Annotated in this window: 13 protein-coding genes; 10 read left to right on the top strand and 3 right to left on the bottom strand. The window is 71.6% G+C overall.

Features of this window, described 5'->3' with window-relative positions; genetic code table 11:
• Positions 1-61: 61 nt before the first annotated feature.
• Positions 62-892: an inositol monophosphatase family protein gene (locus tag ACGFSB_RS06095; protein WP_393394761.1), complete on the top strand. Its 831-nt coding sequence runs from the start codon at positions 62-64 to the stop codon at positions 890-892.
• Here the strand turns inward: ACGFSB_RS06095 and ACGFSB_RS06090 are convergent.
• Positions 828-1427, bottom strand: coding sequence for a hypothetical protein (locus ACGFSB_RS06090; RefSeq protein ID WP_393394758.1), 600 nt, complete (start codon positions 1425-1427; stop codon positions 828-830). The two genes, ACGFSB_RS06095 and ACGFSB_RS06090, sit on opposite strands and share 65 nt — an antisense overlap.
• A gap of 89 nt (positions 1428-1516) precedes the next feature.
• On the opposite strand from ACGFSB_RS06090, the gene ACGFSB_RS06085 reads away from it, so the two are divergent.
• From ACGFSB_RS06085 to ACGFSB_RS06075, 3 genes are all read left to right on the top strand, one after another.
• Positions 1517-2935: a phytoene desaturase family protein gene (locus ACGFSB_RS06085; protein WP_393394755.1), complete on the top strand. Its 1419-nt coding sequence runs from the start codon at positions 1517-1519 to the stop codon at positions 2933-2935.
• Positions 2936-3867: 932 nt separating this feature from the next.
• Positions 3868-5340 carry an AlkA N-terminal domain-containing protein gene (locus tag ACGFSB_RS06080; RefSeq protein WP_393395780.1) on the top strand — a complete coding sequence of 491 codons (1473 nt, stop codon included), beginning with the start codon at positions 3868-3870 and terminating at the stop codon, positions 5338-5340.
• A 33-nt stretch (positions 5341-5373) separates the two neighbouring features.
• On the top strand, positions 5374-5874 hold the full coding sequence (locus ACGFSB_RS06075; protein WP_393394752.1) for a methylated-DNA--[protein]-cysteine S-methyltransferase: 501 nt from the start codon (positions 5374-5376) through the stop codon (positions 5872-5874).
• 42 nt (positions 5875-5916) lie between these two features.
• Here the strand turns inward: ACGFSB_RS06075 and ACGFSB_RS06070 are convergent, their stop codons facing one another.
• A complete protein-coding gene (locus ACGFSB_RS06070; protein ID WP_393394749.1) occupies positions 5917-6408 on the bottom strand; it encodes an NUDIX domain-containing protein in 492 nt (163 codons plus the stop codon).
• The gene (locus ACGFSB_RS06065) at positions 6405-7472 is read right to left on the bottom strand and encodes an ADP-ribosylglycohydrolase family protein (protein WP_393394747.1); all 1068 of its coding nucleotides are present in this window, start codon (positions 7470-7472) and stop codon (positions 6405-6407) included. Before ACGFSB_RS06065 ends, ACGFSB_RS06070 begins: the two co-directional genes overlap by 4 nt.
• A gap of 174 nt (positions 7473-7646) precedes the next feature.
• On the opposite strand from ACGFSB_RS06065, the gene ACGFSB_RS06060 reads away from it, so the two are divergent.
• The 6 genes from ACGFSB_RS06060 to ACGFSB_RS06035 all read left to right on the top strand — a co-directional run bounded on the left by ACGFSB_RS06060 (position 7647) and on the right by ACGFSB_RS06035 (position 14178).
• Positions 7647-8921, top strand: coding sequence for a glycerate kinase (locus tag ACGFSB_RS06060; protein ID WP_393394744.1), 1275 nt, complete (start codon positions 7647-7649; stop codon positions 8919-8921).
• Between the two features lie 276 nt (positions 8922-9197).
• Complete coding sequence (locus ACGFSB_RS06055; protein ID WP_393394741.1) at positions 9198-10010, top strand: ABC transporter ATP-binding protein; 813 nt, start codon at positions 9198-9200, stop codon at positions 10008-10010.
• Between the two features lie 89 nt (positions 10011-10099).
• Positions 10100-10846 (top strand): ABC transporter ATP-binding protein, encoded by a 747-nt coding sequence (locus ACGFSB_RS06050; RefSeq protein ID WP_393394738.1) that lies wholly within the window; start codon positions 10100-10102, stop codon positions 10844-10846.
• Positions 10843-11733 (top strand): branched-chain amino acid ABC transporter permease, encoded by an 891-nt coding sequence (locus tag ACGFSB_RS06045; RefSeq protein WP_393394735.1) that lies wholly within the window; start codon positions 10843-10845, stop codon positions 11731-11733. The genes ACGFSB_RS06050 and ACGFSB_RS06045 overlap by 4 nt, the downstream gene beginning before the upstream one ends.
• Positions 11734-11800: 67 nt before the next feature.
• The gene (locus ACGFSB_RS06040) at positions 11801-12916 is read left to right on the top strand and encodes a branched-chain amino acid ABC transporter permease (RefSeq protein WP_393395777.1); all 1116 of its coding nucleotides are present in this window, start codon (positions 11801-11803) and stop codon (positions 12914-12916) included.
• Complete coding sequence (locus ACGFSB_RS06035; RefSeq protein ID WP_393394732.1) at positions 12913-14178, top strand: ABC transporter substrate-binding protein; 1266 nt, start codon at positions 12913-12915, stop codon at positions 14176-14178. The genes ACGFSB_RS06040 and ACGFSB_RS06035 overlap by 4 nt, the downstream gene beginning before the upstream one ends.
• The last annotated feature ends 78 nt before the right edge of the window (positions 14179-14256 follow it).

The raw sequence follows: 14256 nt of genomic DNA, 5'->3' as shown, positions 1-14256 counted from the left end.
AATCCATCCCGCGGACAGCGGACCCGTACGCGTTGTCAGCGCGGCGTGCTCTCATGGATGCATGATCGATGTGATCGAAGACTTTCTTGTACAGGGCGTTTCCGACGTCGAAGAGGCGCTCCGCAAGGCCGCCGCGGCCGAGGTCATGCCGCGGTTCCGGCAGCTCGCCGAGGGCGATGTCGTCCAGAAGAGCGGCCCGCACGACCTCGTGACGGTGGCCGACCGCCTCGCCGAGGAGCACCTGACGGCAGTGCTCACCACGCTGCTGCCCGGCTCGGTCGTGGTCGGGGAGGAAGCGGTGCACGCGGATCCGTCGACGTACGAGGCGATAGGCACCGATGTGCCGGTGTGGATCGTCGACCCGGTCGACGGCACCCGGCAGTTCGTGCACGGTGACCCGGGATTCTGCATGTTGATCGCGCTGGCGTGGCGCGGCGATGTGCTCGCTTCCTGGACGTACGCCCCGGCGCTCGACGAGATGGCCGTCGCGGTGCGCGGCAAGGGCGCCTGGCTGGACGGGGAGCGGCTGGTGGCCGGTACGCCGGGCGAGGTGCTCGAGGTGGCGACCTCGCACCCGGACTTCACCACGGCGGAGCAGAAGCGCGCGTTGCTCGGCCTGCGCGTGGAGGGCGTCGCACCGCGGTCCTGCGGTTCGGCGGGCCTCGAGTATCTGGCCATCGCCAGGGGGGAGTTGGACGCGGTCGCCTTTTCCTGGGAGCTCGCCTGGGACCACGCGGCGGGGTTGCTGCTCGTCGCCGAGGCAGGGGGCACCAACAAGACCGTCGCCGGGGAGCCCTTCCGTATCGAGGGCGGGAACGCGCTGCCGTTCACCGCGGCCCGGGACGCCGCCACGGTCGACCGGGTGGTGGAGTTGCTGTCGGCCGCAGTCTGATCTGCGGGGCACTGCGTGACGGCTCGAGGCTGAAGCGCACGGTGGCGACCTCGAAATCGGCGACGGTGCCGACGTCCGGCCAGTCGTCGGGGTCGAGCGGGAGCTGCCCCAGGTCCACGAAGCCGATGATCGGCAGCCCCAGGTCGACGAAGAGCCCGGTCCTTCCCGGGCCCCACGGCAGTTCGCTGACCGTGCCGGTCAGGCGGGTTCCTCGGGGGAGCGGTCCGCCCGCTTCCGCCGCCGTGGTGTTCCGGCTGTGGCGGGCGCGCTGCCACGTGGCCTCGAAATCGGCCTCCGAGACCGGCTCCGCGCCGTGGACGGGCCCGTCCAGAAGCACCCCGTACCGCACCTCGTAGAGCTGCGCGCCCAGGGGCTCGAACTGGTCGAGAGCCCAGCCGAGTTCGGATCGCGAGGCGGCCACAGAAGCGAGGCCGTCCGTCCCCTCGAACCCAGCCTGACGTACGGCGATCAGGTCGTCCCCCGTCTCGAACCACTGATCAGAGCCCACATCAGCACGGCGGAACCAATACGTCACCCGTCAGAGGCTACCCGCGCCCACGGCGCTGTGGGTGGCCCGGCCTATCCTGGGGCGCAGAGGCCATCGGCTGACAAAGGAGTCCGAAGGTGCCGTCGATGCTTGATGCCGTCATCGTGGGGGCGGGACCGAACGGTCTGACCGCTGCCGTCGAGCTGGCCCGCCGTGGCTTCTCGGTGGCCGTGTTCGAGGCCAAGGACACCGTCGGCGGCGGGGCGCGGACGGAGGAGCTGACGCTTCCCGGTTTCCGGCACGACCCCTGTTCCGCCGCGCATCCGCTGGGCATCAACTCGCCCGTGTTCAGGACCATGCCGCTCGATCGGTACGGGCTCGAGTGGCTCCAGCCGCGGCTGCCCATGGCGCACCCATTCCCGGACGGAAGCGCCGCCGTGCTTTCGCGTTCCGTCGCCGAGACGGCCGCGTCCTTCGGCCCGCGCGACGCGGGCGCGTACCGAAGACTCATCGAACCCTTCCTCCCCAACTGGGACACGATCCTGCGCGACTTCATGTCGCTGCCGTCGACCGCCCTGCCGCGCGGTCCCCTGGCCCTCGCGCGCTTCGGCCTCTCGGCACTCCCGCCCTCCACCTGGCTGATGCGGCGCTTCCGCGACGACCGGGCCCGCGCGCTGTTCGCCGGGCTCGTCGCCCATGTCATCGCGCCGCTCGGCGGGATCGCCACCAGCGGTGTCGGCATGGTCTTCGCGCTGGCCGCGCACGCGCGTGGCTGGCCGGTGGCCAGTGGCGGCTCGCAGTCGATCTCCGACGCGCTCACCGCGTATCTGAAGGACCTCGGCGGCGCGGTCCACACGGACTACGAGGTCAAGCGGCTCGACGATCTGCCGCCGGCGCGGGCGTACATCTTCGACACGTCGCCCACCGCGCTCGCGCGGATCGCGGGGCTCGGCCGCAGCTACGAGCGCTATCGCTACGGCGCGGGCGTCTTCAAGATCGATTACGCCCTCGACGGGCCCGTCCCGTGGACGGCGAAGGAGGCTCAATCCGCGGGGACCGTGCAGATCGGGGGCAGCAGCGCGGAGATCGGCGCCGCGCTTCGTGCCGCGTCGCGCGAGAACCGGGCGCCTGACCCGCCGTTCCTGATCACCGTGCAGCCGAGTGTCGTCGACCCGTCCCGCGCGCCTGCGGGCAAGCATGTCTTCTGGACGTACGGCCATGTCCCGAACGGCTGGGACGGCGACTTCACCGAAGCGATCGAGCGCCAGCTGGAGCGGTTCGCCCCCGGCTTCCGCGACCGCGTCCTGGCCCGTGCGACCGCGGGCCCGGCCGCGATGGCCGCCCGGAACGCCAATTACGTCGGCGGTGACATCGCCTGCGGCGCGGCGAGCGGCCTCCAACTGCTGCTCCGCCCCAAGCCGTCCCTTTTCCCGTACGGCACGGCGCACCCGGCGGTCTTCATCTGCTCCTCCGCGACGCCGCCGGGCCCCGGCGTACATGGCATGTCGGGCCACAACGCCGCGAAGGCGGTGTGGCGCCGCCTCCGCACGCCGTGAGGGCCGCACCGCAGGCCGAGCGTTGCCCTGCGGCGTTGCCTGCACCGAACACGCTTTCCCGCCCACCCGCCCGATTGCCCGGCAGCGACTGAGGTGGGGGCGTACGGCGGCGGTGTGGGGCGGTGAGCTCGTCCGCAGGGGGCGACGCGCCTCAGTCGAGGGGCCCGGCCCGCGTGTACCCGCGGTCGGCGGTGCGGTGAGCTCGCTTGCAGGGGAGCGAACACGCCCCGGCCGTGGAGGCACGCGCCTCAGTCGAGGGGCCCGGCCTGCGTGCGCCCGCGGTCGTTGGGGTGGTGAGCTCGCCCGCGGGGGGCGACGCGCCTCAGTCGAGGGGCCCGGCCTGCGTGCGCCCGCGGTCGTTGGGGTGGTGAGCTCGTCCGCAGGGGGCGACGCGCCTCAGTCGAGGGGCCCGGCCCGCGTGCGCCCGCGGTCGTTGGGGCGGTGAGCTCGCCCGCGGGGGGCGACGCGCCTCAGCTGAGGGGCCCGGCCTGCGTGCGCCCGCGGTCGGTGGGGCGGTGAACTCGTCCGCTGGGGGCGACGCGCCTCAGTCGAGGGGCCCGGCCCGCGTGTACCCGCGGTCGGCGGGGTGGTGAGCTCGCCCGTAGGGGTGATCGCGCCCTCTGCCGTGGGAGCTCGGACCCCACGCACCTGCTGTCGGCAGCGGACCCGCGGGGTCGTGTCGGTATTTCCGCCCGGAGCACGGTTCGCGGCACTCCGGGGCCGAAGTACCCATGGGGCCACTGGACGATAGCGAGGACGGACATACCGGCGCGGCCCCGCTGCCCAGACGAACCGAAGCCGCTACACAAGCCCCCACCCCACCGCGACAGGCGCCGCAGGCATAGGCATCCGCCTCGCCAACCTCCATGTCGGATTTTCGCCAGCCACCCGCACCCACCATGAACGATCCTTGAGCCATGCCCACCCTCGCGATGCACACCGACGCCGGGCGCTGCGTACGAGCCGTGCAGTCGAAGGACGCCCGCTTCGACGGCTGGTTCTACACCGCGGTTCTCACCACCCGCATCTACTGCCGCCCCAGCTGCCCCGTAGTCCCCCCGAAGCCCGAGAACATGAGCTTCTACCCGAGCGCTGCGGCCTGCCAGCAGGAAGGGTTCCGGGCCTGCAAGCGATGCCGCCCGGACAGCAGCCCAGGCTCCCCCGAGTGGAACCAGCGCGCCGACCTCGTAGCCCGCGCGATGCGCCTCATCGCGGACGGTGTCGTGGACCGCGACGGAGTCCCCGGCCTCGCCACCCGCCTCGGCTACAGCACCCGCCAGGTCGAACGCCAACTCCTCGCGGAACTCGGCGCAGGCCCCCTCGCCCTGGCAAGGGCCCAGCGCGCCCAGACCGCCCGCCTGCTCATCGAGACGACCACCCTGCCCATGGCGGAGATCGCCTTTGCCGCCGGGTTCGCCTCGATCCGCACCTTCAACGACACCGTCCGCGAAGTCTTCGCCCTGGCCCCCGGCGAACTACGCGACCGCGCTCCGAAGACCGCACGGAAGCCGGCCGCCCCCGGCGCCCTCTCCCTCCGCCTCCCTTTCCGCGCCCCGCTCAACCCCGACAACCTCTTCGGCCACCTCATCGCCACCGCCGTACCCGGCGTCGAGGAGTGGCGCGACGGCGCGTACCGCCGCACGCTCCGCCTCCCCTACGGCCACGGAGTCGTCGCCCTCAGCCCCGCCCCCGACCACGTCGCCTGCCGTCTCAGCCTCACCGACATGCGCGACCTCACGATCGCCATCAGCCGCTGCCGCCGGATGCTCGACCTGGACGCGGATCCGGTCGCGGTGGACGCCCAGCTGAGCGCCGACCCGCTGCTCGCACCCCTGGTGGCCAAGGCCCCGGGCCGCCGCGTGCCGCGCACCGTCGACGAGGCGGAGTTCGCCGTACGCGCGGTGCTCGGCCAGCAGGTCTCCACAGCCGCCGCCCGCACCCACGCAGCCCGCCTCGTCACGGCGCACGGCGAGCCGGTCGACGACCCCGAGGGCGGCCTCACCCACCTCTTCCCGGCCCCGGAAGCCCTGGCCGCGCTCGACCCGGAGGCGCTGGCCCTGCCGCGCAGCCGCCGCACCACCCTGACCACGCTCGTACGCCACCTCGCCGACGGATCACTCCGGCTCGGCGTGGAGAACGGCTGGGAGGAGGCTCGCGCCCAGCTCACCGCACTGCCCGGCTTCGGCCCCTGGACGGTCGAGGTCATCGCGATGCGGGCACTGGGCGACCCCGACGCCTTCCTTCCCACGGACCTGGGGATCAGGCGTGCGGCGCAGGAGCTCGGCGTGCCGCACACCCCGGCGGCGCTGACGCAGCGAGCCGCGGCCTGGCGTCCCTGGCGGGCGTACGCGGTCCAGTACCTCTGGGCGACCGACGCGCACCCCATCAACAACATCCCGGCGTAGGCCGCCGACAAGCGAAAGAGAAGGACCAAACCCATGCACCGCCAACACACCCTCATCGACAGCCCTTACGGCCCCCTCACCCTCGTAGCCACCGAAGGCACCCTCAGCGGCCTCTACATGACAGAGCAGCGCCACCGCCCACCCGAGGAGACCTTCGGCGACCGCGATGAGGGGCCGTTCGGCGAGACGATCAGCCAGCTGGAGGCGTACTTCGCGGGCGAGTTGACGGAGTTTGACCTGCCGATGCGCCTCGACGGCACTCCGTTCCAGCGCACCGTCTGGCAGCAGCTCCAGCTGATCCCGTACGGCGAGACCCGTACGTACGGCCAACTCGCGGACGCCCTGGGCAAACCCAACGCCTCGCGCGCCGTCGGCCTGGCCAACGGCAAGAACCCGATCGGGGTCATCGTGCCGTGCCACCGGGTGATCGGCGCGGGCGGCTCACTGACCGGCTACGGCGGCGGACTCGACCGCAAGCAGCGCCTGCTGGCCTTCGAGGGCGCGACACCGGCGACCGAGGACGCACTCTTCTGACGGCCCTGCCTTCTGAGGGCCAGGTCAGGCGGCACGCAGAGTTCAGCCGACCCGCACCCCGTTCTCCAGCTCCACGGCCCCCGTCCCCGCGTCAAGTGTCTCGAGCCCGGCCCGCACCCGCAGCCCCAGCTCGCCGGGCAGAAACTCCGGAAGGTCCTCGCGGGCCACGAGCCGCCAGGAGAGCAGTTCCTCGTCCTGGAGCTTGATCGACTTCAACTGGTCGTCGCCGAGCACTCCGCCGTCGTACAGATAAGCGACCAACGGTGGCCGCGCCGCACCTTGCACCCAGTCCACCGCGAGCAGTGCCCCCAGCCCGACGTCCAGGCCGATCTCCTCGGCGGTCTCGCGGCGTGCGCCCTGCCGCGGTGTCTCTCCCTCGTCCGACTCGACGGTGCCGCCGGGCAGCGCCCACCCCTCGCGGTAGTTGGGCTCGACGAGCAGTACGCGCCCCTCGGAGTCGCGGAAGAGCGCGGCGGCCCCGGCGATGATGCGGGGGAGGCCCGCGATGTACGTGGCGTAGTCCTGGATGGTCATCTGGAAAGGGTAGACAACTCCACCGTCCGTGCCGCCAGCTCGGTGATCCGCACGCCGTCGAAGCCGAACACCGCGCTGCGCACCCGGTCTTCGAGAGGATCCCGCCACTGCGCGGGGATCATCTTGGCCCCGCACAGCACCCCCGCGACGGACCCCGCGGTCGCGCCGTTCGAGTCGGTGTCGAGGCCGCCGCGGACCGTCAGGGAGAGGGTGCGGGTGAAGTCGCCGTCGCCGTAGAGGAGCCCGGCGGTCAGAACGGCGGAGTTCGGCACCGTATGGATCCAGCCGAGTCCGGCGGACTCCTCCTCGGCCTGGGCCAGCGTCGCCTCCCAGCTGAGCCCGGCCTCGTGGAGGGCGACGACTCGGCGGACCGTACGTGCGAGGCGGCTGCTCGACGGGATCACGCCGAACGCCGCCTCGAGCACCGCGCGCGGCGTGTCCGCGTTGAACGCGGCCGCGACGAGCGCCGCCGCCCACATCGCCCCGTAGACGCCGTTGCCGGTGTGCGAGAGCACCGCGTCGCGGCGGGCGAGCGCGGCGGCGCGACGCGGGGCGCCGGGGTTCGTCCAGCCGAAGATGTCGGCGCGGATGAGGGCGCCGATCCACTCCTGGTGGGGGTTCTCGTACGTCGCGGTGAGCGGCGGCTTGAGACCGTTCGCGAGATTCCGGTACGCGGCGCGCTCGGCGGTGTACGTCTGCCCGTAAGGAAGGCGAAGCAGCCACAGCTCGCCGACCTGCTCGGTGCTGAACGCGAAGCCGTGGGTCTCCAGGAGGTGCAGCCCGAGGATCGCGTAGTCCACGTCGTCGTCACGGCAGCTGCCGTGCACCCCGCCGCGTACGCACTGCTGCCACTCGGGCCGCAGCTGGAACTCCTCGACCCAGGAGGGGGGTTCGGGCAGAAAGTCGGTGAGCGGCAGCGCGTCCGCCTGCCGCAGGTAGCGCTCGATGCGCTCACGTGTCCAGTAGTCGCCCCGCTCGATGGGTTTACCGAGCATGTTGCCGGCGATCCGCCCGATCCAGCCGCCGAGAACGCGGTCGTCGAGTTCCGTATGCACTGCGGTCATGCTTCCGGTGTACCGAATTCGAGGGGCGTCCGCGCGGTAGACGCGATTCCTCGACCCGGATCACGGCGTGGATCTTGAGGGCTGATCGATCATTTCCCCGCCGCGCGTGCACCACTATGAGGTGATTACGAGGTGTTTAGTGGGTCGGCACACCACCCCCGCGTGAGGTCCGCCATGGGCACGCGGCCCCTCCTGAGGTTATGGTCGCAGCGGCGCGACTGCCTTGACGCGAGCAAGGCCCGGAAAGCAAGGGGAACCAAGGTGGCGGACGCTTCTGAGACGGCGGGGAGTGTGCGGCAGGTACAGAATGTGCCGCATGTCCAGCATGTACTCATCGCCGCGGACAAGTTCAAGGGCTCACTCACGGCCGTGCAGGTCGCGGAGCGGGTGACGGCCGGGCTCCGCCGCGTCGCCCCGCAGGTCGAGGTCGAGGCCCTGCCGGTGGCGGACGGGGGCGACGGCACGGTCGCCGCGGCCGTCGCGGCCGGTTTCGAACGCCGCGAGGCAAGGGTGACGGGGCCGCTCGGTGACGAGGTCACCGCGGCGTACGCGCTGCGGGACGGCACCGCGGTGGTGGAGATGGCGGAGGCCTCCGGCCTCCAGTTGCTGCCCGAAGGTGTCTTCGCGCCGCTCACCTCCACGACGTACGGCTCAGGGGAACTGCTGCGTGCCGCGCTCGACGCGGGCGCGCGGACGATCGTCTTCGGCGTCGGCGGCAGCGCGACGACGGACGGCGGGGCCGGAATGCTGGCCGCGCTCGGCGCGGTGTTCCTGGACGCGGAAGGTGCGCCGGTGGCGCCCGGGGGCGGTCCGCTCGCCTCGCTGGCGACGGCGGACCTGTCCGGGCTCGACGCGCGGTTCGCCTCGGTGGATCTGGTCCTGGCCAGCGATGTGGACAATCCGCTGACCGGCCCGAAGGGCGCCCCCGCGGTGTACGGGCCGCAGAAGGGTGCGACCCCGGAGGACGTCGCCGAGCTGGACGCGGCGCTGGCGCACTTCGCGCGGGTGCTCTCCGATTCGGTGGGCTCCTCCGCCGTCGAGTACGCCGAGTCCCCGGGAGCCGGCGCGGCCGGTGGTATCGGCTACGGCGCTCTCGTCGGTCTCGGCGCGAGTTTCCGGCCCGGGATCGAGGTCATGCTGGACGTCCTGGGCTTCGCTCCGGCGCTGGCGCGTGCGTCGCTCGTGATCACGGGGGAGGGCTCCCTGGACGAGCAGACCCTCCACGGGAAGGCTCCCGCCGGGGTCGCGGCGGCGGCCCGTGCGGCGGGCGTCGAGGTCGTCGCGGTCTGCGGCCGCCTGGCGCTGCCGGCCGAGGCGCTCGGCCGGGCGGGGATCCGGCGTGCGTACGCCCTCACGGACGTGGAGCCGGATGTGGCGCGGTGCATTGCTGAGGCGGGGCCGATTCTGGAGACGGTGGCGGAGGGTATCGCCAGGGACTTCCTGGGCTAGGCCCTTCGCTCGGAGCGCGGTGCTAGAGGCGTGGTGAGGGACCTGCGGGCCGGTGGGGGCTGGTCGCGCAGTTCCCCGCGCCCCTTAGGGGCCCGGTGGGGGCTTGCCGCGCGGTTCTTCCCCGTGCCCCTCCCCGAGGTGTTGTGCCCGTGCACAACCGACCGGTGATCCCACTGGTCCCTCGCAGCGATTCGGCCACCGCCCGTGGACGGGTGCGCGCGGCAGGTGCTGGGGTGAGCGCCACGCGCAGGGCAGGCGGAGGGCAGGGGGTTCCAGGTGGGTGGTTCCGGACTGGTCGTACAGGACGCTTCAGTCGGGTACGGGCCGGTACGCGCACTGCGTCAGGTGTCGCTCGAAGTGCCGGACGGCTCCGTCGTCGCCGTGCTCGGCGGCAACGGCGCGGGCAAGTCGACGCTCCTGCGCGCGATTTCACGCACCCTCTCCTTCCACCGGGGGGCGCTCACCACGGGCTCCATCCACTTCGGCGGGCGGCGCATCGACGGTCTTCACGCGGACCGGGTCGTCTCCGCCGGAGTCTCCCAAGTGCCGGAAGGCAGACGGGTGTTCGCGCGGATGAGTGTCGCGGACAACCTCCGGGCGGGCGCGCTGGGTTCCGCGAGGAGCCGGGCCACGAAGGCCGCCGCCCTTGACCGCGTCCACGAACTCTTCCCCGTGCTGGCCGAGCGCGCGGGCCAGCGTGCCGGGCTCCTCTCGGGCGGCGAGCAGCAGATGCTGGCGGTGGCGAGGGCGCTGATGGCCTCGCCGAAGCTGCTGCTCCTGGACGAACCGTCTCTGGGGCTCGCCCCGTTGATGGCGGCACGCATCGCCGACACCATCCAGGAGATCAACGCCCAGGGCACATCGGTGCTCCTCGTCGAGCAGAACGCGGCGCTCGCGCTGCGCCTCGCCTCGCGGGCGTACGTCCTGGACGTGGGCGAAGTGGCCCTTGCGGGACCGGCCGACGAACTCGCCGCTTCCGACGAGGTACGCCGCCGCTACCTCGGCGTGGTCGACGAAGCAGCCGCGGAAGACGCCACGCGCGGCGCCACAGCACTGCCGGTCCTTCGGCGATGGGCGGGCCGACGATGACGGACGATCGCATCGCACCTTCCGATCCATCCGATCCATCCGATCCATCCGCGCCAGGGGAAGACGTACCGCCCCTGGATGTAAGGGAGTTGACCGTCCGCTTCGCGGGCCTCACCGCGCTCGACGCCGTCAGCTTCACCGTCGCGCCCGGCACCGTACATGCCGTCATCGGCCCCAACGGCGCCGGGAAGTCCACCTGCTTCAACGTCCTGTCTGGCGTGTACCGCGCCACCAGCGGCAGTGTCCGCTTCGGGGAGCACGAGCTCACGGCGATGCCTCCGCACCGCATCGCAGGTCTCGGTGTCGCGCGGATCTTCCAGAATCTCGCCCTGCCGCCACGCGCCACCGTCGCGGACAGCCTGATGCTCGGCCGCCATCGCCTGACCCGTACGGGATTCCTCGCCGCCGGACTCCGGCTCCCGTCGGCGGCGCGCGAGGAGAGGTCGCATCGCGAACGGGTGCGGGAGATCGCGGCGTTCGTAGGCATCGAGCAGCAACTCGACGCGCCCGCAGGCTCCTTGCCGTACGGGCAGCAGAAACTCGCCGAGCTGGCCCGCGCCCTGTGCATGGAGCCCCGGCTGCTCCTGCTCGACGAGCCCGTCGCGGGCATGACCGCGGAAGAGCGGCGCCGCACGGCGGCCGTCATCGCGGGTGTCCGCGACAGTCTCGGCATCTCGATCGTCCTGGTGGAACACGACATGGGGGTGGTGATGCGGCTCGCGGACGCGGTGACCGTGCTGGACTTCGGCCGTCGCATAGCGGACGGCGCCCCGGCGGACGTACAGAACGACCCGGCGGTCGTGCGGGCGTACCTGGGAGAAGGGGCCACCTCATGAACACCTTCGTCGAGCTTCTCCTCAACGGCCTTTCGATGGGCTCCGTCTACGCCCTGATCGCGCTCGGCTTCGTCGTCATCTTCCGGGCCACCGAAGTCGTGAACTTCGCGCACGCCTCGCTGCTCCTGGCCGGCGGATACATCACCGCGTCGCTCCACGACGACATCGGCTTCTGGCCCGCGCTGCTCGTCGGCATCGCGGGCGCCGCCGTCGTCGGGGCCGCCATCGAGTTCCTGGTCATGCGGCGCTACCGGGGCTCCGACCACAGTGTTCTCGCCATCGTCACCATCGGCGTCGACATCCTGCTCACCACCGAACTCACCCGCCGCCTCGGCACCGATGTGCTCGCCCTCGGCGATCCCTGGGGCGACTCCGTGCTCACCGTCGGGCCGATCTCCCTCGCGCACACCCGGATCGCCGCTTTCGTGGCCGCCGCGCTCCTCATCACCGTCTTCCTGCTCGCCTTCCGCTACACCTCCTGGGGTGTCGCGATGCGCGCCGCCGCGGAGAGCCCGGAGACCGCCGCCCTGATGGGCGTGCGCCTGGGGCGGGTCTCGCTCGGCGCGTGGGCGGTGGCGGGAGGACTCGCCGCCGTGGCCGCGCTCTTCCTCACCGTCTTCCCCACCCCGGGGCTAGAACGGGCCACCTCCCTCGCCGCGTTGAAGGCGTTCCCCGCCGCGATACTCGGCGGCCTCGACTCCACCACGGGCGCGCTCGTCGGTGGCCTCGTGGTGGGGGTGACGGAGTCCCTCGCCACCGGGTACCAGAGTGAACTCACCTTCCTGGGAAGGGGGTTGGGTGATCTCGCGCCCTATCTCGTGATGACCGTCATCCTCCTCGTCAGGCCCGCAGGACTCTTCGGCACGAAGGAGCTCGCCCGTGTCTGAAGTCCTCGCCCGCGGAAAGGAATCGCGCTCCCGAGGAAGGGAACCGCGCTCCCAGGGCCGTACGTCCCTGACCCGCCCCCGGACCTACGTCTGGATCGCGGGGGCGGTCCTCCTGCTCGCCCTGCCCTTCTATCTCGACCGGTTCTGGCTACAGGCGGGCCTCTTCGCCATGGCCGCCGCGATCGGCGCGATCGGCATCAACCTCCTCACCGGCGCGACCGGCCAACTCTCCATGGGACACGCCTTCTTCCTCGCGATCGGCGCGTACGGCTACTGCGTCTTCGCGGGAGAGAGCGGCGGCGTGAGCGGTGGCGAGGGCGGCCTGACCGGGCTCGGCCTCCCCACGTGGCTCGCAGCCGCACTCGCCGTCGGCGTCGCGGGCATCGCGGGCGGGCTCTTCAGCCCCATCGCGGGACGCCTGCGCGGCGCGTACCTCGGCATCGCGACGCTCGCCCTCATCTTCATCGGGCAGCATGTGCTCTTCAACGCCCACGATCTGACGGGCGGCTCCAACGGACGCGACGTACCGCCCCTGAGCATCTTCGGCCTCACCTTCGACGACAGCGAACTCGTCGTCGCCGCCGTGCCGTTCGGGGCGTCGGAGAAGCTCTGGTACGCGGGGCTCGTCCTCCTCCTGGGCTGCGGACTCTTCGCCCGCGGCGTGCTGCGCGGGCGGCCGGGGCGCGCCATGAACGCCATCCGCGACCACCGCATCGCCGCGGGCGTCATCGGCGTCCCCGTGGCCCGCTACCGAGCAGGCGTCTTCGTCCTGTCGTCGATGTACGCGGGCCTCGCCGGAGTCCTGCTCGCCCTCGTCTTCCAGCGGACCGTGCCGGACTACTTCGGCATGACGCTGTCCCTCGAATACCTCGCCATGATCGTCATCGGCGGCCTCGGCTCGGTGGCGGGCGCGGTGGCCGGTGCCGCCGTCGTGTCCCTCCTGCCGCAGCTCCTGACCCGGTACAGCGACGCGCTGCCCCTGGTCTCGGCCCCCGGAACCGGCGGGATCGCACCCGGCGAGGCATCCCGGTACCTGTACGGCGCGGCCGTCGTGGCCGTGGTGCTTTTCCTGCCCGGCGGCCTGGCCGGCATCGCCGCCCGGCGCTCCAGGCCGACGTCAGGACCAACTCCAGGGGAATCAGGGGAACCAGGGCAATCAGGGGAATCAGGGGAGGAACGATGAGTTCACGTACGTTGACGAGGGCCACCGCGGCGGCCACGGCGCTCGCCGCGCTGCTCGCGGTGGCGGGTTGCAGCTCCAAGGCGGAGGGAGACAAGGGAGACAAGAAGGGAGCGGGCGGGGTCAAGACCGGCATCGGCGTCTCGGGCGACACGATCAACCTCGGCGTGCTCACCGACATGACCGGCGTCTACGCGACCCTGGGCAAGAGCGTCACGCAGGCACAGCAGCTCTACGTCGAGCAGACCAACGCCGACGGCGGCATCTGCGGCCGCAAGCTGAAGCTGACCGTCCGCGACCACGGCTACGACCCCCAGAAGGCGGTCGCCGCGTACACCGAACTGGAGCCGGACGTCCTCGGCTTCACACAGTTCATCGGCTCGCCGTTCGTCGCCGCGGTCAAGCAGCGCGTCGAGAGCAACAAGGGCCTGGTCCTGCCGCAGGCCTGGTCGGCGAACCTGCTCGGCAGCCCGTACGTCCGGGTCGTCGGCTCGACGTACGACCTGGAGACGATCAACGCGATCGACTTCCTGATGAAGGAGAAAGGCCTCAAGAAGGGCGACAAGCTCGGCCATGTCTACTTCGAGGGCGACTACGGCGAGAACGCGCTGAAGGGCTCGCAGTACATGGCGAAGAAGTCGGGTCTCACCGTCGTCGAGCAGAAGATCAAGGCGACCGACAACGACATGACGGCGCAGGTCGCGGCCCTGAAGAAGGCGGGCGTGAAGGGCGTCGTGATCAGCGCGGGGCCTCGGCAGGCGGCCTCCCTCGTGGGTGTCGCGGCGGCGGGCAAGTTCGACGTGCCGATCATCGGCAACAACTCGGCGTTCGCGCCTCAACTCCTCGGCACCCAGGCGGGCCCGGCCCTCGCGAAGAACTACTACGTGGCATCGCCGACCCTCCCGATCGGCGCTGACACCCCCGCCGCGAAGAAGCTGGTCGCCGACTACAAGGCGGCTTATCCCAAGGACTCCCTCGACAACGGCGTGACGGCAGGGTGGACCGCGACGTCCATCTTCGGCGAGGCCCTGAAAAAGGCATGCAAGAGCAAGGACCTGACCCGTGACGGCGTCGACAAGGCGCTCCTGACGATCAACGCCTACGACACGGGCTTCGGCGTCACCCAGGACTTCAGCGACCCCAAGGCCCCGTCCTCCAGGGAGAGCGTGATCCTGCGCCCCGACAAGGGCGTGACGGGCGGCATGAAGGTGGTCCGGCAGCCGGGCGCGTCGAAGGCGACCGAGGGATACACGCCGGGAGCGTGAGTCCGGAAGGCTGAGTCCTGAGGGCTGAGGGCTGAGGGCTGACGACAGTCGACTGCGGACTGGTCCGCCGCGCCCTCC

It is taken from the genome of Streptomyces sp. NPDC048441 (assembly GCF_043200235.1).
GTDB lineage: Bacteria > Actinomycetota > Actinomycetes > Streptomycetales > Streptomycetaceae > Streptomyces.
The sequence above is the reverse complement of the archived record's forward strand: the minus strand, read 5'-3'. Positions and strand labels throughout refer to the sequence as shown.